The organism is Myxococcales bacterium (genome assembly GCA_022563535.1).
Taxonomy (GTDB): Bacteria; Myxococcota_A; UBA9160; order UBA9160; family UBA4427; genus DUBZ01.
The window spans coordinates 46,542-69,364 of the sequence record JADFNE010000013.1 but is presented as its reverse complement, the minus strand read 5'-3'; the positions used below and the strand labels follow the sequence as shown (position 1 = coordinate 69,364).

The window sequence follows — 22,823 nt, the reverse complement described above, 5'->3', positions numbered from 1 at the left end:
GGGAGGTGCCCGTCTCCGGTTCCAACCCCTTGGCGGAGGGGGTTGAGATCTTCGGGCTCACGAATGCTAAACCCTGTGCGTGATTACCATCCTCGACTACGGAGCGGGCAATTTGCGCAGCGTCCAACGTGCTTGTCACGCCCTGGGCGAGGCATCGGTGGTGGTGCAGGATCCGGACGGTTTGCGCAGGGCAGAGCGCATCATCTTTCCCGGGATCGGCGCGGCGCCGGCCGCCATGGAAAACCTGTCGCGAATCGATTTGGTCGAAGCACTCACAGAAAGTGTCCACAAGGGAATCCCCACCCTGGGGATCTGCATCGGTGCCCAGGTGGCGCTCGCGCGATCCGAAGAGGGAGACACCCCCTGCCTCGGCCTGATTCCCGGTGTGACGCGGCTGTTTGATCTCAAAGACGCGGGCTTGAAGGTTCCCCACATCGGTTGGAATGAAGTTCGAACGATCAGGCCGCATCCTCTACTCGCGGGAATTGAACCGGGCGATGAGTTCTATTTCGTCCACTCCTACTTCCTCGAACCGAGCGAAACAGACGATTGCTACGCGGTTTCGGACTACGGCGGCGATTTCTGCTGTGCGATCGGTCGGGACAATTTCTTCGCGACCCAGTTCCATCCCGAAAAGAGCGGACGTTTCGGCCTCTCACTGCTCGAACGTTTTGCGAGTTGGGAGGGAGGCGTGTGTTGAGCAAACGCGTGGTTTCCTGCTTTGACGTGCGAGACGGCAAGTTGGTCAAGAGCATCAAATTCGTGAACACCAAGGAAATCGGAGAAGTTCTCGGTCGCGCCAGGGAATACTATGAGGACGGGCTCGATGAACTGGTGATGTACGACATCACCGCGTCGAGCGACGGGCGCAACATCATGCTCGAAACCGTCGAGGCGGTCGCGGCGGAAATCTTCATCCCGTTTTCGGTGGGTGGCGGGATCCGCTCGGTTGAAGACGCCACTTCGTTGCGTTGGGCTGGAGCCGAGAAGATCAACATCAACACCGCAGCGGTAGAGCGGCCCGAGTTGATTTCGGAGATCTCCGATGCGGTCGGCGCGCAGAGCACGATCCTCTCGATCGACGTTCTGCGGGTCTCGGACAACCAGTTTCCGTCGGGCTTCGAGATCGTCACCCACGGCGGGCGCAACCACACCGGAATCGACGCGCTCGCCTGGGTACGCCAGGGTGAACGTCTGGGGGCCGGCGAAATTGTGGTGAATTCGATCGACGCGGACGGCACGAAAGCTGGATACGACATCCAACTCACCCGGGCCGTGGCCAACGCGGTCAGCGTCCCGGTGATCGCCTCGGGCGGCGCCGGAAAGCCTGAGCACTTGTACGAGGTGCTGACGGAGGGTGGCGCCGATGCAGCCCTCGTCGCTTCGATGGTCCACTACGGCGAGTACAAGGTCAGCGAACTGAAGCAGTATCTGCACGATCGAGGCGTCAAGATTCGGATGAACTATTGATCTGAACAAATGAATTTATGATCGGTACAGATGAAAACCACCCTGCGGCCAAAAAAACGGGTTCCCAACGCTGACATCCGCGGGAAACACCTTACGATCTATTGTGCGCTGCGTCGCCGATTTATCTCGCGAAGGATTCTTTCACCATGGCAACCACCACCATGCGTCCCGGAGTCGTAACCGGAGAGCGGTACCGGGACTTCGTCGCCGCTGCCAAAGAAGGCGGCTACGCGATCCCCGCGGTCAACGTCACCAGCACTTCGACGCTCAATTCTGCGCTCGAAGCCGCCGCAAATACCAAGTCCGATATCATCATCCAGCTCAGCAACGGTGGTGCGCAGTTCTACGCGGGCAAGGGGATGCAAGACGAATTCACGGCCAAGGTGATTGGTGCCGTCTCTGCTGCGCGCCACATCCACTTGGTCGCCGAGCACTATGGCGTTTGCGTCGTGATCCACACCGACCACGCCAACCGAAAGTTGATCCCCTGGGTCGAGGCTCTGCTGACCCACGGAGAGGCGTTCTACAGCGAAACCGGCGGGCCGCTCTACAGCTCGCACATGCTCGATCTCTCGGCAGACGACATTGGTTTCAATCTCTCTGAGTGCCAACGATTGTTGGAACGGATGACAAAGATCGGCATGAGCATCGAGATTGAGCTGGGGGTAACGGGCGGCGAAGAAGACGGCGTCGGCTCGGACCTCGAGGAAGGTGCAGACAACTCGAAGCTCTACACCCAGCCGGAAGACGTGCTGCAGGCTTACGACCTGCTCGAACCCGTCGGCCACTTTTCCGTGGCGGCTTCGTTTGGAAATGTTCACGGGGTCTACAAGCCCGGCAACGTCAAGTTGCTTCCCGAGATTCTAAAGAACAGCCAGGCGCTCGTACACGAGAAGAAGGGAACGGCCGAAAACCCGCTCAATCTCGTTTTCCACGGTGGATCGGGCTCGGAGAAATCAAAGATCGCCGAGGCCGTCTCGTACGGTGTGTTCAAGATGAATATCGACACCGACACCCAGTTCGCGTTCTCGAAACCCTTGAAGCAGTACGTCGCCGAGAACACCAAAGCCTTCGAGAACCAAATTGATCCCGACGACGGCACTCCCTACAAGAAGTTTTACGATCCGCGCAAGTGGACTCGGGCGTGCGAAGAGAGCATGGCGCTGCGCCTGACCGAAGCCTTCGAAGATCTCGGCTCCCTGGGCAAATCCATCGCACGCGCCTGATTAGAGCTGACTAAGATTCACCCCGATATAGATACGGGACATCGGGTTCGGCTTGGGCTGCGGCGATCAACGCATCCACCTTGGCCCGATCCGGCGATTTTTCGCAGACGGGGTCCGCCGCGCTGACGTCGCCGGCAATCGCCAGCGCCTGGCAGCGGCAACCCCCAAAGTCCTGTTCGCGGAATTCGCAGGAGCGACACGGCTCCTGCATCCAGTCCGTCCCGCGAAAGCGCCCAAAGGCTTCGCCTCGATACCAGATGTCGGCCAGAGAACGATGGGTGACGCTGTCAAACACCATGCCCGAAATCGTTTCGGCCGAATGACAGGGCAGCACCAACCCCGCCGGATTCACCGTGATGATTTGCTGCCCCCAGCCATTCATGCAGGGCTTGGGACGCTCGGCGTAGTAGTCCGGCGGGACGAAGTCGATCGCAATATGTCCAAGCACCCGGGCACGCGCGGCCTCGATCGTCTTCATCAAGTCTTCGACTTGTTCCGGCGTCGGGAGTAGAGCCGCGAGATTGCGGCGCGCCCAGCCGCTGTACTGGACGCAGGCAATTTCGATTCGATGCGCATCGAGTTCCATCGCCAATTCGATCAGCGCATCGACCTCGTGCAGATTGCGGCGATGAACCACGGCATTGAGGGTGAGCATGATGCCCCGCTCCCGGACCAGGGCCGCTACCGCGAGCTTCTTCTCGTGCCCACCCGGGTAGCCCCCGATCAGATCGGCGCCCTGTGCATCGCGTCCCTGCACGCTGAGCTGCAGGTGATCGAGTCCCGCTTCGTACAAATCATCGATGCGACGGGCATCGAGCAGTACGCCGGAAGTAATGAGATTCGTATACAGGTCGTGGCGCCGGGCATGAGAGACGAGCTGTTCGAGATCTTGCCGCACGCTGGGTTCGCCCCCCGAAAAGTGAACCTGCAGCACACCCAGTTCCGCTGCTTCTTGCAAGGTTCGGCACCAGTCGTCGGTGCCGAGCTCCGCCGAAGTGCGGGTCAATTCGAGGGGATTCGAGCAGTAGCCGCAGCGCAGAGGACAGCGATGAGATAGCTCCGCCAATAGCGCGATCGGAGGGTCGACCTGCAGAGGTTTGCGATCGCTCATGCGTCCGCTCCGACCACCGGCTCTACAACGACATAGCCGCGATCCGCCAGGTCTTGCAGCAACTCGACGGTGTCCTGAAGAATTTGCTCGACGGGTGCCTCGAAACGCTCGGCGAGACAGGCTGCTATCTCTGCAACGGAGTGGTCGCCATTGCATTCGCGAAGAATCGCGATGCCAATCGAATCTGGATACAGCACTCGCTCGGGGGCGAGCAGCAGTGTCGTCGCCCGAACCGGATCGTCTCGCAGCCGCACGCCGCGGGGTAGACGCGGCAGTACTTCGGCCTCAATCCGGACTCGCTTTCGCAAAGTCAGTTGGGGCGCCGAAGACCCGAAGACGTTGCATAGCAGTTGATTTCGCAGCCACATGCCGTCTCCTCTACCACAGGCTTGCGCCAGGCCAGCTTGGCGGCTGATTCTTGCCCGGGGCTCGCGGCTGAGGTCGATGTGGTCTTTGAACTTCCCATGATCAGTCTCCCGACGCCTCTGGTATGAGCATGCGATTATACCTTGAACAAGCCATCAGCCGCTATTCGGAAAAAGAGCGGGTCGCATGGAGTCGATTCTCACGGGGCACTCCAGTCTTGCACCGACGGCGCTCAGTCTGCGGCAGCTTTGGTTCCCAGCAGCAGCCGCACGATCAGTCCCGCTGCCAATGGGAGGGCGATAGAAGCCGAGTAGCGGATCAGGGCGAAGCGCCAGCCGAGTAGCGGGATCTCCCACGCCACCAGGCGATGCAATGCAAGCAGCGACCAGCTCGACACGAACGTCACCACCGCAGCCAGGCTGGCGCCGGATCGAAACAGGGCGGCGGCGATGGGCAGGGCGAGGAACGGGCCGGAGGGGGTCACGATCCCGGCGGCCGTAGCCACGAAGAGTCCACGAATACCCGCCTCGTCGCCGAGTGCTCCCTCGACCCAAGCGTGGGGCACGAGTTTTTCGGCCAACCCGGCGACCAGAAACGAAACCGCGATCAACAAGCTGAAGCGGATCAGCAGACGCCCGCCGCTGCCGAGTCCGGCCCGCAGGAGTTCCTCGCCTCCCTGCCACAAGGCGATGGCCGACAGGAATCCCAAGAGCCCCAGGATGATGGCCAGGGTGCGATCCAATCCCAGATCCGGCAATTGTCCTCCTGCCCTCTCCCGCTCAACTGGCGGATGTCATCCTCGACCGCCTCGAACGCGCCCGACCGCTACTCGGCAGAAATGCCGTGGTATGGAGGACGCCCCTCGACGAAGGCCAGCCACATGGCGTCGAGCATCGTCCATAAAATATCGAGCTTGAATTGCAGTATACCCAGGGCCCGTTCCTGATCGACGCGGGTGACGAAATGCTCGAGGGTAATCGCGAGCCCGTGCTCGACGTCTCGCCGCGCTTCGGATAGCCGTTGGCTAAAGTATTGATAACCCTCTTCGTCGATCCAAGGGTAGTGTTCGGGCCAGTTGTCGAGCCTTCGCTGGTGCGCGATCGGCGCGAAGAGTTCCGTCAGTGAGGAACAGGCTGCCTCCTGCCAACTCGCGTTGCGCGCAAAATTCACATAGGAGTCGACGGCGAATCGCACTCCCGGCAATACGCGTTGCTGGGATGTCAGTTCTTCTCGATCGAGGCCGACGGCTTCCCCCAGACGCAGCCAGGCTTCGATTCCACCCTGGCTCTTCTCGTCCCCGTCGTGATCGAGCATGCGCCGGATCCAGAGGCGGCGAACCTCGCGATCCGGACAGTTGGCGAGGATGTTTGCATCTTTCACCGGGATCTTGAGCTGGTAGTAGAATCGGTTGGCTACCCAACCCTGGATCGCCTCACGTGAAAGCTCCCCCGCATCCATGCGCTGCTGAAACTCGTGATGGATGTGATAGAACCGCTCCTTCGCCCGCAACTGCTTCTCGAATTCAGTCGGGGACCACGCGGGCCTTGGGTCTTCACTCATAGCTCGATGTCCATCCCGTCGAAGGCCAATTCGATGCCCGCTGCCAGCATTTCGGCGTGGGCCGGCGATGCTTCGTCGAGCAGTGGATTGGTGTTGTTGATGTGAATCAAGATTTTCCGCACGTTGGGAATTGCCGCGAGTTTTGCCAGCAACCCCTCGTCACCAGACTGATGAAGATGTCCCATCTCGTGGGCGCGCCTGGTCCCCACTCCGGCCCGCTCCATCTCGTCATCGGTCCACATCGTACCATCGATGAGCAGGCAATCCGCGCGCTCCATCTGGCTCGCGAGTTCGGCGCCAATGGAACCGAGTCCGGGCGCGTAGACGAGCGTGCCCCCCGTCGCGAGATCTTCGATGCGCAGGCCAATGTTGTCGCCGGGCTCGGGCGCATGACGCCTTGGTGAGTAGGGGGGCGCCTCGCTCTCGATCGGAATGGCCGTGAAGCGCAACCCATCTGCCCCTTTGATCTCGAACGCAGACAGGTCTATGGGAACCTCGTGCCAATCCACCCCGCAATAGTGTTCGAGGACGCTGAGCAGAGGATATCCCGACGTGAGATCATCCCTCACCAGACGGGTCGTGTAGATCGAAAGAGGATGATCGCACTCGCGCAGGGTCATGAGCCCCGTCGAGTGGTCGATCTGCGCATCGACGAGCAGCACGGCGCAGATCCCCGTGTCCCGGATTTTGCGAGCGGGTTGCAAGGCCGGAAACGACTCGATTTGGGCGCGTATATCCGGCGATGCATTCAGCAACACCCATTCCACGCCGTTCGCACTGACTGCAATGGACGATTGTGTCCTCGCACTCCCCTCGAACTCTCCGCGCCGCAATCGGGCACAATTATCGCAGTTGCAATTCCACTGGGGAAACCCGCCCCCGGCCCCCGATCCCAACACCCGAATCTTCATGAGTAAATGCTAGCTTCGAATCGCGGCGAGGCGATGTTGCATCAGGTTCTAAAATTGCTCGATCGGCGGTAGCTCGCCTAGCAGCGGAGCCAGGTAGGTGCGAAAACTCGGCGCAATATCGCAACCATCGACGATGTACTCGAGGGGCAGGGCCCGCGTCTTCCCGGCCACGTCGCTCAATTCGATGCGCTTGTACTCGACCTGATAGGGATCATCGCTCACCCGCTGGATCGCAATCGATCCGTTTTCAACCCCTTCGATCGCCAACTCGGCGGCCAGTCGTGCCGAAGCGCGAGCTTCCCGCTGGTCTACTTCGCTCACGCAACCCGCAAAGGACCGCTGCAAGTACCCAAAGGTGTCGGCGCGCACCCGCAATCCCTCGCCGAGCCGCTGCTTGATCAGTCGAACGAGATAGTCCCCGAGTGCGCCCGTGCCTGAGAGTTGGACATTCCCATGGGCGTCCTTCTCGACGGTATCCGCCAACTTGGTCGCGATCGCATTGCCGTCGGCGTCGTGGATTCCCTCGGAGATCGCGATGATGCAACGACCGTGCTTTGTATAAGAGCGGTCTACGTCCGCAATGAACTGTTCGAGGTCGAACGCGACCTCGGGCACGTAGATCAGATGGGGTCCGTCGCTCTCCCGACTGCGCGCCATCACGCTCGCCGCGGTCAGAAAGCCGGCGTGGCGCCCCATGATGATATCCACCTTGATGCCCGGAAGTGCCGCGTTGTCGAGCTGGTCCCCCATCAGTGCCTGGGCGACAAAACGCGCTGCGGACGGGAAGCCCGGGGTGTGGTCGTTGTGTTCGAGATCGTTGTCGATCGTCTTGGGGACGTGAAACGCGCGCAGTTCGTAGCCTTCATCCCGGGCCATCTCGTTGACAATGCGCGCAGTGTCCGAGCTGTCGTTCCCGCCGATATAGAAAAAGTAGCGGACGTTGTTTGCGGCGAAGCTGTCGAAGATCTTCTTGCAGTACTCTTTGTCTGGCTTGTCGCGGCTACTTCCCAATGCGGAAGACGGTGTGTTGGCAATCCGCTCGAGTCGAGCTTGTGGAATGTCGGTCAGGTCGATGAAATCGTTTTGGATAATGCCGCTGACCGCGTGATGCGCGCCCAGGATCTTGCCGATCGCGTCGCAAGAGCGCAGCACCTCGATACATCCGACCATCGATTGATTGATGACCGCGGTCGGACCACCAGACTGTCCGATCACCGCGTTGCCCTCGAGTGTCTTCGACATATGCGCTCGGATTCTCGCTCTCATTCAGGGTGGAAAGGCGAAAGGATACGAAACTGACATGACTCCGTCGACGATTGGACAACCGGGCGTTTCTGGCGACACAATTGCGAATTCTATATTCTGAACGTTTCTCAAAGCCTCAGGGCGACTCCCAATGCATCGATACCCGCAGCTCTCATTCACAGTCGGCATGCCAAACATGGTGCCGGATCAGCTTTCTGAAGTTGAGCTGCTCAAAATCTACGCCGAATTCCAGTGGAACCAGTTGGGCCAGGCCCTCGACTGTCCATCGCATCTATTGATCAGCGACGAAGGCGAACGCCTCTACGCGTCGGTCATCCAGGTCGAATCGCGCTTCGGACGCGACGGCAATATTTCGCAGTATCAGGAAGGCGATCAGGTTCACGCTCGGGGCACCGTGCAGTTCTACGCCAAACACTTCGTGGAAGGTTGGACACTCTTCGACAAAAAGGAGATCCCCGAAGAGACCGTCGCGAGCATCAAATCCAAGGCCGACCTCGATGCCCTCGATTCCACCTGGATCTGCATGACCAACGCCATGGTCGCCCGACTGGCGGACAACAGTCGGCTGAAGACCTTCAGTCCGGAGGGGATCCAAAACAAGAACGTCCCGACCACGACGGAAAAGCCCATTGGCATCGTCGAGCACGAGCTGGTCATGCAGACAGGCAACGTCGAGCCCTTCTACGATGCAACGCGCTTGACACCGATTCGCCCGGTGGATGCCAGCCCAATCCCGTACGCAATCCAGTTGGAGAACGATCTCAACGGAGCGGGCCTGATCTATTTCGCAAGGTACGTGGCCATGATGAATTACGCCGAGCGCATTTTCTTGTCTCAGCGACTTTCCCGGCCGTTTTCCCAGCCCTTGACTCGCTTTCTTTCCACCGAGCGTCGGCGTTCGTACTTTTTCGCAAACGCTTCGGAGACCGACGAAGTCATGATCTACTGCACGGGTTCTGCGGTCGACCTCGGTCGCACCCCAAGGCGTCCGACCGGACTGCGTACTGAAATTTTGCGTTTTCAGTTCTTCTTCGATTTGCATCGCAAATCTGACGGCGTCCTGATGGGCAAATCCGTCGTGTCCAAGGCACTTTCGATTCCCAACCGCTTCAGCAGTCTTCAAGGCGAAGCCCATCGCTTCGTCAATGCTCTGACCGAGGACTCAGCCAGTTGATATGAACAACATCCCCTTCGTCGACCTCGCCGCTCAGTATCAGCGCCTGAAGTCGCAGATCGACGCGCGTATTCGGGGCGTACTCGACCACGGCCGCTTCATCATGGGCCCGGAAATCGCCGAACTCGAAGCCGCGTTGTGTGCTTTCGCCGGTTGCGAACACGCGATTGCAGTATCCAGTGGAACCGACGCGCTGGTGATGGTGTTGATGGCCGAAGGCGTCGGCCCGGGTGATGCCGTGTTTCTGCCCGCATTCACCTTCACCGCCTCTGCAGAGGTCGTCCTGCTCGTGGGTGCCGTACCGGTCTTTGTCGACGTGGACGAAAAGACTTTCAATCTCGACGTGGAACCCCTGCGCGCAAAGATCCGAGAGGTCGAAAAATCCGACAATCTCACACCCAAAGCCATCCTGCCGGTAGACCTTTTTGGCTTGCCCGCCGACTACGCGGCGATCAACGAGATTGCCGACGAACACGGTCTTCGGGTGATCGGCGACGCCGCCCAGAGTTTCGGTGGCCGGATCGGAGAAGCGCGGGTGGGCGCCCTGGCGCCGGTCACGACCACGAGTTTCTATCCCGCGAAACCTCTCGGATGCTACGGCGACGGTGGCGCCATCTTTACCAATGACGCCGAACGAGCCGGGCTGCTGCGCTCGATTCGGGAGCACGGCAAGGGCAAAGGGAAATACGACATCGACAGGATCGGAGTAAACAGCCGGCTCGACACCCTGCAGGCGGCCATCCTGCTTCCCAAACTCGCAATCTTCGCCGAGGAACTCGAGGCCCGGGAACGACTCGCCGCCCGCTATGATGCCCAACTCGCACAAGCAGTCACTACACCCGCGCGACAGGCGGGAAAGACGAGCGCCTGGGCGCAGTACTCCATCTTGCTCGACGATCGGGACCGAGTCGTCGCGGCCCTGGCCGATGCGGGAATCCCGACTGCGATCTACTACCCCACGCCGATTCATCTGCAGCCCCCGTACGCGGACTTCGGAGACGGCGAAGGTTCGCTGCCGGTGAGCGAATCGCTCTGTCGCCGCATCATGAGCCTGCCGATGCATCCCTACATGGAAGACGCGACCGCAGACCGCATCTGCAGTGCGCTTCTCGAAGCGAATCGCTAGATGAACTCGCGGTCGCTCGCAGCGATCCTTGCGGTCGCACTGGTCGGCACCAGCCACGCCGGTTGCACACCCGCGGCTTCGCCTCCCAACATTCTGCTGATCGTGCTCGACACGGTTCGCGCCGACGCCGTCGGTCTCGCATGGAAACAGCGGCCCGTTACACCTCAAATGGATCGCATCGCCCTCGAGGGTTGGCGCTTCGCGAATGCCTATGCGACGGCGCCCTGGACCTTGCCCTCCCACGCCAGCATGTTCACCGGCCTGGCACCGAGCCAACACGGCGCCGTTCACGAACACTTCACTCTCGGCCCAGAGCACCCCACCCTGGCCGAGATACTCGCTCGGCGCGGGTACACGACCCATGGAATCACGAGCAATCCATGGGTAACGGCGGAGCGCGGTCTGGCTCGCGGCTTTGGTCGATTCGAAAAGGCGTATAGCGATGTCGAAGCAGCGAACGACAAGGGAGCCGCGCGGGCGACCCAACTCGCCATCGATTTCATTGCCCGGGCTTCACGAGAGGACAAACCGTTCTTTCTGTTCGTGAACTACCTCGAAGCCCACCTGCCCTATGCCCCGCCCGACGCCGGGTTCGAAGCGCTCGGCATCGAGATCGACTCCCTCTCGCGGCGGGAATTTACCATCGAACAAGCCGAGGAGATCATCGCCGGCAAGCGAGCCGCCAGCGCTGACGAACTCGCGCTCGCACGCACGCTCTACCTCGGCGAAATCGCGTACCAGGACCAACAGCTCGGAAAACTTCTCGATGCGTTGCGTATGCGCAACCTGCTGGACGAGACGCTTGTCATCATCACTGCAGATCACGGCGAATTACTGGGCGATCAAGGATTGATGGGGCACGAATTTTCTCTTTCCGACGACCTGCTGCGGGTTCCGCTAGTGCTTCGCTATCCATCCCGCCTACCCGCCCGACAGACCGTGACGCTCCCGGTTTCGCACCTCGACCTTCTGCCTACGGTGTTGGATTTGCTCGGCGAGTCCGAGATCCCGGTGCCGCTCGAAGGCAAGAGCCTGCTGGCATCCGAGGCAATTTCCCCCGAGCGAGCCCTGATCGCAGAATACTCGCAACCCGTCACATTGTTGGGTCAGTATTGGGCAGCTCGGCATCCCGACTTTGACAGCGAGGCCTACGCGGTATCCCTTCGCAGCCTGCGCAAGGGAACTCGTAAGCTGGTAGAGAACTCGCGCGGAGAGGTCACGCTGATCGAGCTCGATTTAAATGCAGCGACGTCGGACGGCAACGATTTGGCCCGGGAGATTGTCACGATCGAGATGCGAAAGGAACTCGCAAGCTGGATCACGCGGCTGAAGGGAGTCGAAGAACCATTGTTGATACCCCCCGACGGGTCGGATTCATCGATTCCCTGAACGGGATCGAATGCCCGGCCCAACCGTCCGGGGGCAGGGTGTGAATTACTGCTAGTCTTCTCGATTCAACCCCCTCGGAGGAAGTCATGAGCCAAGATTCGAGTGCCTTCGCGAGCGACGACAAAGACGTCACTGCCTTCATGCACGGCCTGATCCGCCGCAATCCCCACGAGCCCGAATTCCATCAAGCGGTTTACGAAGTCGCTTCCACCCTGATGCCTTTTCTGCGCGAGAATCCCAGGTATCGCGAAGCAGCCATTCTCGACCGCATGACCGAACCGGATCGGATCATCATTTTCCGCGCCGTCTGGGAAGACGATCAAGGCAACGTCAGAACCAATCGCGTCTGGCGCGTTCAGTTCAACAACAGCCTCGGCCCATACAAGGGCGGCATGCGCTTTCACCCTTCCGTCACCCAAAGTGTGCTCAAGTTTCTGGGCTTCGAGCAGGTCCTGAAGAACAGCCTGACGGGGCTTCCCATGGGCGGTGGCAAGGGCGGATCGAACTTCAACCCGAAGGGCAAGAGCGACCGCGAAGTGATGCGCTTCTGTCAGTCGCTGATGGTCGAACTGCACCGCCACATTGGCGAGAACACCGATGTACCGGCCGGTGATATCGGCGTCGGTGGTCGCGAGATCAGTTACATGTTCGGACACTACAAGCGCCTGGAAAATCGCTGGGCGGGGGTCATGACGGGCAAGGGCCTGGGGTTCGGCGGCAGTCTCGTGCGCACGGAAGCCACGGGCTACGGCTGCGTCTACTTTTGCGAGCACATGCTCCAACACTCCGGCCAGAGCCTCGAGGGCAAAATCGTCACGGCGTCGGGTTCGGGCAACGTCGCAACCTACGCGGCCCAGAAAGCCACCGAGTTGGGAGCCAAGGTTGTGACCCTTTCGGATTCCAGTGGCTTCATCCACGATCCCGATGGCATCGACGCCGAAAAACTCGCCTTCGTAATCGACCTCAAGACCGTGAGACGTGGACGGATCAGCGAATACGTCGATGAGTTCAAGAAGGCGACGTTTCACGAGGGGCAGCGCCCCTGGTCAGTCCCCTGTGATGTCGCCCTGCCCTGCGCGACCCAGAACGAAATCTCGCTGGAAGACGCGAAGACCCTGCTGAAGAACGAGATCAAGGTGGTCTGCGAGGGGGCGAACATGCCGACGGAAGCCGACGCCATGCACGCGTTTCTGGAAGCCGGTGTGATCTTCGGTCCGGGCAAGGCGGCCAACGCCGGTGGCGTTGCGGTGTCGGGGCTCGAGCAGAGCCAAAATGCCTTGCGCCTGAGTTGGAGCCGCAAAGAAGTCGAAGACCGCTTGCAGGGGATCATGACCGATATCCACGGTCGCTGTGTCGAGCACGGGACTCGACCGGACGGCAGTGTGGACTACGTCTCGGGCGCCAACATCGCTGGCTTCGTCAAGGTGGCAGATGCAATGCTGGCGTACGGACTCGTCTAGATCGGGCATCGACTCCAGCCCCGAATCAGAAGGCAAGATCGAAGGTGCTCGGTCCGCGCATCTCTGCGTCGAATAGACCCGGCCCGTTCGATCGCCTCTGATTCTGCGTACCCATGCTCGCGAAAAGGTTTCTCACAAAATCGCGTTACTCGATTGAGTACCCGAGTGGGTCCACACTCCTTTGCGTTCCCCCGGTAGATGAGGCCCCCGTCCCCCATCCAATCCGAGCAATCAAATTCGATTCTGGGGGAGGCGTTTGGCCCGGATGGACTAACATCGGTGAAATCGCGGCCTGTGAAACAAGGGGATAGCGACCGAGTGTTCAATCCATGAGCAGCATCGATCCAAAACAGGTCGAGATCGCCTCGCTGAGTGACATCGGCCTGCGGCGGGACACGAACCAGGACTTCTGCGACATCTTCGACAGTCCTTCGGGGGGTCGATTGCTCGTGGTCGCCGACGGCATGGGGGGCCATCGCGGCGGCGCAACCGCCAGCCGCATCGCCACTGAAACCATCGGCCAAGAATTCATGTCTGCCACCGGAGATTCCGCCGACATTCTCTTCGAAGCGATCACCACTGCCAATCATCGGGTTCACCAACAGTCGATCGACGATCCGGAACTCCGCGGCATGGGGACCACCGTCGTCGCGCTGCTGTTCGACACCGACGGTCTGGTGTGGGTCGCGCACGTGGGCGACAGCCGAGCATATCGCCTGCACGCGGCGGGAATGGAACAGATCACTCAGGATCATTCCGTGGTGGGCGAAATGGTGCGGCGCGGACTGATCAGCGCTGAAGAAGCCGAAGTCCATCCGCGTCGAAACGAAATCTTGCGTTCCGTGGGAGTCGAAGAAAGCGTCGAAATCGACGTCGCACAGGTGATGTCTGCTCCGGGCGACTTCTTCATCCTCTGTTCGGACGGTCTCACAGGGCCAGTTTCCGATCCGGAAATTGCCCAGGTGGTCACGTCGGAGGTTCCAGAGAACGCGGTAAAGCGACTGGTCGAGCTGGCGAACGACGGTGGCGGTCTCGACAACATCACGGTGCAAATCGCACTGCTCCCGACCGATGAAACCCAGGCCATCCACTACGAATCAGAAATTGCGACTGACGCGCCGTCCCTCGACGTAAGAGCGTGGATCGCGCTGGCGATTGCGGGGTTGGTCGCCGGCTATTTCATCATCAATGGCGCGAGTCAGGCACCCGAAACGGCGTCGCCCGGATCCGCCGTGGAAGATCGGGTGACAGAATAATTCCCTACCCCACTGGGTCGAAATCAACGATACTGCCGGGACGGGACGCGTAAGCACCGATCGACGAAGAGGGTAGATCTCGTGGGCTTCAAAAACGTATTTGATCGAATCAAGGGAAAGTCAGACTCGAACCGCAGCGACGCCAAAGACAAGGCCGCAACGCGCAGAGATACCAGCGAGGAGACGGTTCAGGTCGGAGTCGGCAATGCGAACTCTCCGTTTCATTCGAATCGTGAACAAAATCGTGAACAAAATCGTGAACAACAGGACGAAACCGTGGTCGCCCCACCGCTGGAACGGCCAATGCCGAGGGCGCCCGTCCAACCACCAGCGGCTCCCATTCCGGAACGTCAGCAAGACCAGATCAAAGAGACAGTCGTCGCCCCGCCGTCGAGTGCACCGGTTCCTCAGAAGCCCGCAGCGTCCGTAGCGCCTATGGCTGCGCCGTCGCCGGCACCTCCCGCGGCTCCGCCGCCAGCCGCTGTGGCTGCGCCTTCAGCCGCTCCACCACAAGCGCCGCCGGCCGCGCACCTCCCGTCTACGATTCCGGTCGAGCACAAGTCAGCATCCGTCGCGGCGCCAGCGGTCGTCAGCAGCGCGGACCAGACCCAGTACGTCATTCCGGAAAAAGCAGAGGCCAACGAACTGGCTGGGGTATTGGTTGGAATATTTGGTGAGACCAAAAATCAAGTATTTCTCGTGCTCAACGGAAACTGCACCCTGGGCCGCTCCGACACCTGTGAAATTCAGATCCTGGATGCCAAGGTCTCGCGCGAGCATGCGGCGATTTCGTGCGAGCAGGGGTCAGTCGTGATCACGCCCCTCAACGAACGCAACCCGGTATTCGTCAACGATCGGGCAATCACCGAACCGGTCGCGATCGCGGACGGAGACATGCTGCAATTCGGAAACACCGGCACCAGCATCTTCCGGTTCAGAACCATCGAAGGACCGTGAGGAAGAAAGACAGCGACCAGGGCGTCAGACGCCGCCCAGTTGCTCCTCGAAGATCGAGCGCAGCCACGCCCCAAGATCCGGATGTTCGAGCAGCCCGGCCTGACGCAGTCGCTCAGCCGCGATGATTTCAACCTCGTCGGGGCTCTCGGAAGCAAGTGCCCGGCGCGCGTCTTCGCAGACGCTCTGAGAATCCAACGAGCGAACGATTTCCTTGACAATGGGCACCGCTCCGGGCGCTCCGGAAAGCTCGCCGATGCCCAGGCCGATCAAGATCGGCACGGCCAGCGGGTTGGTCGCCATCTCGCCGCAGACCGCAACGGGGATGTCCGCAGCGTTGGCCGCACGCACGGTCATGTCGATCAGCGAGAGCACCGCCGGGTGCAGCGATTTGTACAGATGGGCGACGCGCTCGTTGCCACGGTCGACCGCGAGGGTGTACTGGGTCAAGTCATTGGTGCCGATGCTGAAGAAGTCGCATTCCTTTGCGAGCGCTGGAGCGATCAAGGCGGCCGAGGGCACCTCGATCATGATTCCCACCGGCAAATCGTGATCGATTGATTCGCCGCGCCGTTCGAGTTGCTCGCGCACCTCGTCAATGACGGCGCGGGCTTCGCGCAATTCGCCCACACCCGAAATCATCGGCAGCAGCAACTTCACCGTCTTTCGGGCACTGGCGCGAAAGATTGCCCGCAGCTGCGCCCGGAAGGCTCGCTTGTTGTCGAGAATCAGACGAATCGAGCGACATCCGAGTTGCGGGTTCTCTTCGGGCTCGAGGCCAATGTTGGGGATGCCCTTGTCGCCGCCGAGATCGAGGGTCCGAATCGTGACGGGGCGCGGCGCCATCTGACTGACGACGCGCTCGTAGAGTTGTTCCTGCTCCTCTTCACTCGGGAACCCGCGATGTGCCAGGGCGAGCAGCTCCGTGCGGAACAAACCCACGCCCTCGGCGCCGTGCTGGTCGATCAAGCGCAGGTCGTTGATCAAACCTATATTGGCGCTGAGAACGATGCGCCGACCGTCCCGAGTTTCGGCGGGTCGCTCGCGCAATGCGTCGAGGTGCTCGACCGCGACCGCGTATTCCCGCTTCGCTTTCTGGTATTCCTTTACCAGGGCTTCGTCGGGCGAGAGATAGATGCGACCGGCGCTTCCGTCGACGATCGCCATTTCCCCCGATCGGGCCTCTTGCAAGATTCCGCCAACACCGGTAATCGCCGGGATCTCGAGGGTGCGCGCAAAAATGGCGCCGTGTGAGGTCGCACCGCCGTGCTCTGAGACCAGGGCCGAAACTTTGTCCATTTCCAGCCGTGCGAACAGTTCCGGAAGAATCTGCTCGACCACGACGATCGCACCGTCCTCTAGCGGGGTATGGTGATGACGAACTCCGAGCAAGCGATCCATCACCCGGCGCCCCACTTCCTGGACGTCCGCGCCTCGCTCCCGGAAGTAGGGATCCTCGATCGCCTCGAAGGTGGCGCGGTAGTTATCCAGGACTTCGGTCAAGGCCCGAAACGCGTTGTTTCGATTCCGCACCGCGTCCTTGAGCTGTTGAAGGAACCCCGCGTCCTCGAGAATCTGCATCTGGGTGTAGAAAACCGCCGCAAACTCCGGGCCGAAGCGCTCACCCACGACTACGCGCATTTCGTCGATCTCGCGCCGGGCCTCGTCCAGCGCGTTCATCAGGTCGCTCGCCTCGTCTTCGGGATTCTCGCTGGGCTCGTAGTCGAGGTGAGCAAAATCGACCGGAGCCTCCATGCGGTAGATCGGGCCGATTGCCACGCCGCGAGCGGTGGCAATGCCCCTTAATTCCGCGTTGGTTTCGAGTCGCTCGCCGCGACGGTGCTGCTGGGAGTCCTGTGTCAGCTGAGCGCCCACTGCACCGATCAATTCGGCCCGCTGATCGGGGTGGGTCGTCACCATGGCGAGCAATTGCGCGTTGACGACCACCGGTGCGAGCAGCTGTGCACAGGTCTGCATCAACTCGACATCACGCTGATCGAATCCGCGAGGTTCGAGGGTCTGGATGACCAACACCCCCGTGGTCACGCTTTGGACGATCAGCGGGGCCGCGAGCAGCGATTCGTATCGTTCTTCACCGGTCTCGGGAAAATAACGGTAGTTGGGATCTTCGCGGGCGTGTTCCGACGCCAAGGGCGTCCCACGCTGCGCACACTGGCCCACAAGCCCTTCGCCGATCGCCAGCCGCACTTTCTGCACGCTGCCCGGCTCGAGCCCGTTGGTCGCGCTCAGGGTCAGGTGCTGGAGATTCGCATCACACAGGTAAATTGAACAAACGTCTGCATCGAGTCGCTTGGCGACCAGATCGATGACGTTGGCCAAGGTCTCGTCGAGATCGTGTGAACGAGACACGATCTCCGAGACATCGGCGAGGAGTGAGATTCGATCGGGAATGGCAGCCTCCGCTGTCGGTTCCCCGTGCGCGTTGCACGGGTTCGTTCAGACGAAGATAGCAGCCAACCGATCAGTGGGTGGAGGGCATCTCTTCGACGACGCGCCGCAAGGGGGGAAAGACCATATCCTTGTCCTCGAAGCGAAGTCCCAACGCGAGCAGAATTTTGCGTTTTGTGTCCATCCGACAGTTCATGCCCTTTTCTACGCTGTGAATCGTCCGCAGCGCTACGCGGGCCTTCCGGGCCAACTGGGCCTGGGTCATCAGTTTGTTCTCGCGCAACTCTCGCACACGGTTTCCGCGAGTTGAAAGACCGCTCATCGCTTCCATTACAATCGCTCTCCCTGACCTCTTATGCCCGAAACTTTCCTGCACAGGCATCGCTAAACACGCCCCAGATATCGAAAGAACAGGGGATTTCTTTAGAAAAAATAATCGGTTGCAGCGATCGAGGTGTTTTTCTGCCGAACTGCGGAAGGTCTGTTCACAACGCCTTACAGCACCGTGGGATGGGTGCCAAAGTCGCGTTATAACGGAGCATCACTGAACCTCACTTGCATATCTTCGATCTGCAACTCGTAGGGGATCGACAACATCCATTTTCGGGTCAAGCTTGCGCCCGAGCACCCTTGAAAGTCATCGAGCTTCACTGCGTCACATGAAAATATATCTGCACCACGTCCACCGGGAGATCCGTTGCAGTCCGCACTCGTCCGTCTCAGTTTGATCTGTGGGATGTTTCTCGCTGCTTTGGCGACCGGCTACGCGCTTTCGTCCAGTCTCGGCCAGGAAGCCCTGCGCAGCGAAGCCGAAGACCAGCTCGCCAAGTTGATGCGTGGCCGGGTGGAGATCGATCGAGCCGATTTACGCATCCGCTCGGGCCTGTGGATCGAAGGCCGCGGCGTGAGGGTCTACCCGAGCGCCAGCGGGCCGGGATTGTCGAGCGACCGCGTGGCCGCTCGGCTCGATGTCATTGCTCTGCTCACGGGGCGCTTTCGAATCCGCGATCTCATTCTCGACGGCATCCATCTGGAGATCGAGCGCAGCGTCGCGGATCGTTGGAGCCCCTATCCCATCAACGCGATCGATCGCCGCAGCGACGGCGGGGACCCCGACGATCTCGAGCGCAAGCTCAGTGTCTTTCGCGTGATTGATGCAATCACCCGCGTGCTACTGCAGAGCCCCATCATCGCGCAACGGATCGAGATCATCGGAGGCAGCGTTCGCCTGACCGATCGCTATGTGCGCGCCAAGGGAAAGGCGCCATTCCAGGTCCGGATCGATTCGATCGACGGAACTCTCCAGCACGATTGGATCGGCAATCGGGCGAAGATCGAACTCGCGGGCCTGCTGCGGGACGAGGCGCGAAACCAGGTTCCGATCGAAGTCTTTGGCGAGCGACGAGCCGACGGCGGTATGGACTTGAGCGTCGCTGTCACCAAACTCGAACTCGAGAGCTACCGCGACTACTTCCAGGACCAGATCCCGGCGGCGCGCCTCGCGCGGGAGGCGGGGGACACCACGCGGGTCGAACGCGCCTTTGCCGGCACGCTGAGCGGAGTTTTGCGCTTCGACACTCCCCTGCCCGATCACGGTGTGTTGGAAATCGACTGGGCGGCAGACCGGTTGAGCGTCGGAATCATGCGCGGAAACGAAATTCTGAATCTCGAATCTCCCCGCATTCAGCTTCGGGCCCGGATCGAGATCCATCCCGGCCGGTTGCGAATCAGCGAGGCCGAGTTGCGGGGACCCAACGTCCGCGGTGAATTCTCTGGGGACATCGAGCGCCCCCTGCGGCGATCCTCTGCGGCAAACTTCGCGGTCTATTTTCACGACGTGAGTATCCCTGCCCTCGCACGAGTGGCAAACGCGATGCCAGAGGGCGAACGGAAACCGCTGCTGCACGCCCTCACGCGGATCGAGGAGGGCCGCATTGTTCGTATCGGCGGCAGTGGGACCGAGCGCTTGTCCGTCTGGCAGGCCGTCCTGGCGGGGGAGCGGATGAACCTGCCCACCGGTCTTTCGATGTCCGTCGAGGTCGCCGGGGTCACGATCCAGCTCGGGGCCTACGAACGCCTGACAGATCTCGCCGGCACCGCGACCTGGACTCGCGACCAGATCAAGATCCGAAGGTCTCGGGCCCGGCGAAATGGCGTCCCCATCCCAGAAGTGAACCTGACCCTCGAAGGCTTCCCCGCCTTGATCAACGACCTCGACCCCTACGACGAAGACCGGGTCTCGAGCGCGGGGCTGCGCGGCCTTTCATTGCTCGATCAGCTCTTCGCACGCGTGGGGACGGATGAAGCTGAACCCCAAATCGCGTCGGGCGAACCCATCGAAATTGACATCGACATCGACTTCGTGGAACACACCGCACTGATCTGGCCGCTGCGCAACGCCAAGGTCGAGGCGGTTCTACACGAAGGTGGGCAGAGCTTCCACTTTGTCCGGGGCACTTGGGGGGGCGCACAACTCAGCGGCGATGTCCTGCTGACCCGCGATCCCAATCCCACGGTCGATGCTTATCTCAAAGTCTGGCCCGCGACCGGCGAGAGCGATTCTCCGTCGCCCGCGTCACGGGACCGGGTTCCCTCCCCCGGTTCCTGGGCTGCGGGCAGGTTCTCGGTGGCTGGACTTCACGGGAAGCACTGGCCAGTAGGCGAGACCCAAGCGGTATTTTCTTTGATCGGGGACAACCTCGAACTCGACGAAATACGCGGACAGCTGGTTCCATATGGCCAGGTCGAGGGAAACTTCCGGCTTTCTCTCGCACGCGCAGATCAACTCGACTTCGAAACCAACTTCAAGATTCGCGACGGCCAGGCCGGCCGGCTACTCGCGGCGGTCGGCTTTCCCGAAGACTTCGCCACAGGAAGTCTCGACGTTACCGGCACGCTCGGGGGACCGATCGCGCTGGGACAACCCGTTTTCGCCAACGTCGAGGGACAGATCAAGATCGCGGGACACGATGGTGAAATTCGCCAGAGCATCCCCCTCGTCTCGGCACTGGCCCACGTCATCGAAGGGCTGAGTCCCGGTCGCGCCAGCGATGTACTGGTGTACGAGACCATTGACACCACGGTTAATTTCCAACGCGGCACCATTGCGACCGACGAAATCAAACTCGATGGCCCTCTGCGCGTATTTCTCTCGGGCCGCTTCGACTTTGCAAAACCCGGACGCGAGGTCGAGGCAGAGATTGGTATCTTCTTGTTTCGCCAGATCGATCTCCTGCTCGGGAAGGTTCCCCTGATCGGCAGTTTGATTCCCGGCGGCAAGGAGCGCGGACTATTCGGCGCGTTCTTCGCGGTGAGTGGTACGCTAGACGAGCCGGTGCTCGAAGCGATGCCGATGAAGTCGCTCACCGAAGGCGCTCCGCTACCCGACATTTTGAAAGCGCCGTTTGCCGCAATTCGAGAGGCACTGCAAGGCCAAGGACGGGGCCAAGGACAGGATCAAAAACAGAGACAGGAACCGCAGAGCAATCCGGAACACACCCAACCCGCGCCGTAGCCGGTGCGCGCTTCACCTCGGAGACTGCAGCCGTGAGCCGTGCCACCCGCAACGGAGACTCTCGAAGTCGCTCCGCCCGCAGCAAGATCCTCTCGCGCGCTGCGGCGGAAAAAGAGATCCGCAGAGCCCAGCGCCGGGGCGAAGACGTGGTTTTTACCAACGGCTGCTTCGACCTGCTCCACATCGGGCACCTGCGGAGCCTCGAACAGGCCCGGGGGCTGGGAAATCGTCTTGTCGTCGCCATCAACAGCGACGCGAGCGTTCGCAAGCTCAAGGGCAAGGGCCGCCCGTTGGTTCCCGCGCGACAGCGAGCCGAAATGATCGCCGGCCTCGCGAGCGTCGACTGGGTTGTGATCTTTTCCGCCGCCACGCCGCTGGCGCTGATCAAAGCACTTCGCCCGGACGTACTCGCAAAAGGGGGCGACTGGGCCCTCGACGATATTGTCGGCGCTCGCGAAGTTGCAAACACGGGTGGGCGCGTGGTTCGCTTGCGAGAAATTCTCGGCGTCCGTACCACGAGCCTGATCAATAGCCTGCGGTCCTGAGTTCCGCTCTCGGGTTCAGTTTTCGTTGGTTGTGTTGTTGGCGTTGTTTGTGTAGTCGGACTCGAAGCCTGCCGATACATCCAAGATGAACCGCAAACTCGTGCAGAAGATCGCGCTCGTCCCAGGAGTATTGACACTTGCGGCGCTCGTGATTTTCCAGTTCGGCAACTATTTGTTTCGCGGAAATCTGCACACCGTGATTCCAGGCCAGATTTATCGCTCGGCCGAGCCAACGCCAGCGTCTCTAGCGCGCTGGATCGAATCGATCGGCCTGCGTTCCCTGATCAATCTGAAGGGGAAAAGCCCGACAGAGACGACATCCGGCGCATACGCGGGGGTGGCCGATGCTGCCCGACTCGATGTGAAATACGTACGCTTGAGTGCCCGACGCTGGCCCAGCCCTGCGGAAGTCGAGCAACTCATCTCGAGCCTCGACACGGCGACGCGACCGCTGCTGATCCACTGCCGCGGCGGTACCGACCGCAGTGGTCTCGCGGCGGCGATCGCCCTGCTACTCGAGGGCCAGGGCCTCGACCGCGCAAATGAACAGTTCTCGCTCAAGTTTGGCTATCCGGGTTCGTTGCTGGGTTCTGATTTGCCCGGGTTTCTCGCGAGCTATCGAGATTGGCTGGCGAGCGAAGAGCTATCCCATACCGCAGAGCGTTTCCGGAGCTGGGTGAGAACCGAGTACGTCGCGTACTACTACGAAGCCGATCTCGAATTTTCCTCTGTGCCCGAAACGCTTCGCGCGGGTGAACCGTTCTCCCTGCGCATCAGCGTGACAAACCGGAGCAATCAGCCCATCCCGATGAACTGTGCCCCGGGCCAGGGCGTTCGCCTGTCCTTGCGCCTGCGTTCCCTCGAACCCGGGGGCGGTAAATTAAGGGAGCGGCGTTTCTGCAATCGCGCCGAACTCCTCGCCACCACCGTGGTCACCGCGGGCATTTACGATCTCGGCGCGCCGGGATCGTATGAGTTCGCCGCCGACCTGGTCGATGAATTCGAGGAACACTTCTTTGCGGACATGGGTTCGCAGATTTCGCGTCACACCATCACGATTCATTAGCCGCTCGATAATCGGGCGAT

21 protein-coding genes are annotated in these 22,823 nt (G+C 60.7%); 12 read left to right on the top strand and 9 right to left on the bottom strand.

Annotated elements, in window-relative coordinates:
- Positions 1 to 79 precede the first annotated feature (79 nt).
- The 3 genes from hisH to fbaA all read left to right on the top strand — a co-directional run bounded on the left by hisH (position 80) and on the right by fbaA (position 2,696).
- Complete coding sequence (hisH, locus tag IH881_06340; protein ID MCH7867300.1) at positions 80 to 700, top strand: imidazole glycerol phosphate synthase subunit HisH; 621 nt, start codon at positions 80 to 82, stop codon at positions 698 to 700.
- Positions 694 to 1,470, top strand: a complete 777-nt coding sequence (gene hisF, locus IH881_06335) for an imidazole glycerol phosphate synthase subunit HisF (protein ID MCH7867299.1) — start codon at positions 694 to 696, stop codon at positions 1,468 to 1,470. Before hisH ends, hisF begins: the two co-directional genes overlap by 7 nt.
- A 146-nt stretch (positions 1,471 to 1,616) precedes the next feature.
- A complete protein-coding gene (gene fbaA, locus IH881_06330; protein MCH7867298.1) occupies positions 1,617 to 2,696 on the top strand; it encodes a class II fructose-bisphosphate aldolase in 1,080 nt (359 codons plus the stop codon).
- Between the two features lie 10 nt (positions 2,697 to 2,706).
- Here fbaA and pqqE read toward each other — a convergent pair whose 3' ends face one another.
- From pqqE to IH881_06295, 7 genes are all read right to left on the bottom strand, one after another.
- The gene (gene pqqE, locus IH881_06325) at positions 2,707 to 3,807 is read right to left on the bottom strand and encodes a pyrroloquinoline quinone biosynthesis protein PqqE (GenBank protein ID MCH7867297.1); all 1,101 of its coding nucleotides are present in this window, start codon (positions 3,805 to 3,807) and stop codon (positions 2,707 to 2,709) included.
- Positions 3,804 to 4,175 carry a pyrroloquinoline quinone biosynthesis peptide chaperone PqqD gene (gene pqqD / locus IH881_06320; protein MCH7867296.1) on the bottom strand — a complete coding sequence of 124 codons (372 nt, stop codon included), beginning with the start codon at positions 4,173 to 4,175 and terminating at the stop codon, positions 3,804 to 3,806. The genes pqqE and pqqD overlap by 4 nt, the downstream gene beginning before the upstream one ends.
- Positions 4,118 to 4,273 carry a pyrroloquinoline quinone precursor peptide PqqA gene (gene pqqA, locus IH881_06315; protein MCH7867295.1) on the bottom strand — a complete coding sequence of 52 codons (156 nt, stop codon included), beginning with the start codon at positions 4,271 to 4,273 and terminating at the stop codon, positions 4,118 to 4,120. The genes pqqD and pqqA overlap by 58 nt, the downstream gene beginning before the upstream one ends.
- A 132-nt stretch (positions 4,274 to 4,405) precedes the next feature.
- The gene (locus tag IH881_06310) at positions 4,406 to 4,930 is read right to left on the bottom strand and encodes a permease (GenBank protein ID MCH7867294.1); all 525 of its coding nucleotides are present in this window, start codon (positions 4,928 to 4,930) and stop codon (positions 4,406 to 4,408) included.
- Positions 4,931 to 4,998: 68 nt separating this feature from the next.
- Positions 4,999 to 5,733 carry a pyrroloquinoline-quinone synthase PqqC gene (gene pqqC, locus IH881_06305; GenBank protein MCH7867293.1) on the bottom strand — a complete coding sequence of 245 codons (735 nt, stop codon included), beginning with the start codon at positions 5,731 to 5,733 and terminating at the stop codon, positions 4,999 to 5,001.
- The gene (pqqB, locus tag IH881_06300) at positions 5,730 to 6,644 is read right to left on the bottom strand and encodes a pyrroloquinoline quinone biosynthesis protein PqqB (GenBank protein ID MCH7867292.1); all 915 of its coding nucleotides are present in this window, start codon (positions 6,642 to 6,644) and stop codon (positions 5,730 to 5,732) included. Before pqqB ends, pqqC begins: the two co-directional genes overlap by 4 nt.
- A gap of 48 nt (positions 6,645 to 6,692) precedes the next feature.
- On the bottom strand, positions 6,693 to 7,886 hold the full coding sequence (locus IH881_06295) for a 6-phosphofructokinase (protein MCH7867291.1): 1,194 nt from the start codon (positions 7,884 to 7,886) through the stop codon (positions 6,693 to 6,695).
- A 154-nt stretch (positions 7,887 to 8,040) separates the two neighbouring features.
- On the opposite strand from IH881_06295, the gene IH881_06290 reads away from it, so the two are divergent.
- From IH881_06290 to IH881_06265, 6 genes are all read left to right on the top strand, one after another.
- Positions 8,041 to 9,084 carry a hypothetical protein gene (locus tag IH881_06290; protein MCH7867290.1) on the top strand — a complete coding sequence of 348 codons (1,044 nt, stop codon included), beginning with the start codon at positions 8,041 to 8,043 and terminating at the stop codon, positions 9,082 to 9,084.
- A 1-nt stretch (position 9,085) separates the two neighbouring features.
- Positions 9,086 to 10,210 carry a DegT/DnrJ/EryC1/StrS aminotransferase family protein gene (locus IH881_06285; protein MCH7867289.1) on the top strand — a complete coding sequence of 375 codons (1,125 nt, stop codon included), beginning with the start codon at positions 9,086 to 9,088 and terminating at the stop codon, positions 10,208 to 10,210.
- Entirely contained in the window at positions 10,211 to 11,599 is a 1,389-nt protein-coding gene (locus tag IH881_06280) for a sulfatase (protein ID MCH7867288.1), read from the top strand. It begins immediately after the preceding gene.
- A gap of 86 nt (positions 11,600 to 11,685) precedes the next feature.
- Positions 11,686 to 13,059: an NADP-specific glutamate dehydrogenase gene (gdhA, locus tag IH881_06275; GenBank protein MCH7867287.1), complete on the top strand. Its 1,374-nt coding sequence runs from the start codon at positions 11,686 to 11,688 to the stop codon at positions 13,057 to 13,059.
- A 329-nt stretch (positions 13,060 to 13,388) separates the two neighbouring features.
- Complete coding sequence (locus IH881_06270; protein MCH7867286.1) at positions 13,389 to 14,315, top strand: Stp1/IreP family PP2C-type Ser/Thr phosphatase; 927 nt, start codon at positions 13,389 to 13,391, stop codon at positions 14,313 to 14,315.
- 81 nt (positions 14,316 to 14,396) lie between these two features.
- A complete protein-coding gene (locus IH881_06265) occupies positions 14,397 to 15,272 on the top strand; it encodes an FHA domain-containing protein (GenBank protein ID MCH7867285.1) in 876 nt (291 codons plus the stop codon).
- Between the two features lie 24 nt (positions 15,273 to 15,296).
- Here the strand turns inward: IH881_06265 and ptsP are convergent, their stop codons facing one another.
- Both ptsP and IH881_06255 read right to left on the bottom strand, forming a co-directional pair.
- Positions 15,297 to 17,639, bottom strand: a complete 2,343-nt coding sequence (ptsP, locus tag IH881_06260) for a phosphoenolpyruvate--protein phosphotransferase (protein ID MCH7867284.1) — start codon at positions 17,637 to 17,639, stop codon at positions 15,297 to 15,299.
- Between the two features lie 112 nt (positions 17,640 to 17,751).
- On the bottom strand, positions 17,752 to 18,000 hold the full coding sequence (locus tag IH881_06255) for a helix-turn-helix transcriptional regulator (protein MCH7867283.1): 249 nt from the start codon (positions 17,998 to 18,000) through the stop codon (positions 17,752 to 17,754).
- 375 nt (positions 18,001 to 18,375) lie between these two features.
- Between IH881_06255 and IH881_06250 the strand changes: the two genes are divergently transcribed.
- From IH881_06250 to IH881_06240, 3 genes are all read left to right on the top strand, one after another.
- Positions 18,376 to 21,192, top strand: coding sequence for a hypothetical protein (locus IH881_06250; GenBank protein MCH7867282.1), 2,817 nt, complete (start codon positions 18,376 to 18,378; stop codon positions 21,190 to 21,192).
- Between the two features lie 86 nt (positions 21,193 to 21,278).
- Positions 21,279 to 21,737, top strand: coding sequence for an adenylyltransferase/cytidyltransferase family protein (locus IH881_06245; GenBank protein MCH7867281.1), 459 nt, complete (start codon positions 21,279 to 21,281; stop codon positions 21,735 to 21,737).
- An 85-nt stretch (positions 21,738 to 21,822) separates the two neighbouring features.
- Positions 21,823 to 22,803: a tyrosine-protein phosphatase gene (locus IH881_06240; protein ID MCH7867280.1), complete on the top strand. Its 981-nt coding sequence runs from the start codon at positions 21,823 to 21,825 to the stop codon at positions 22,801 to 22,803.
- The last annotated feature ends 20 nt before the right edge of the window (positions 22,804 to 22,823 follow it).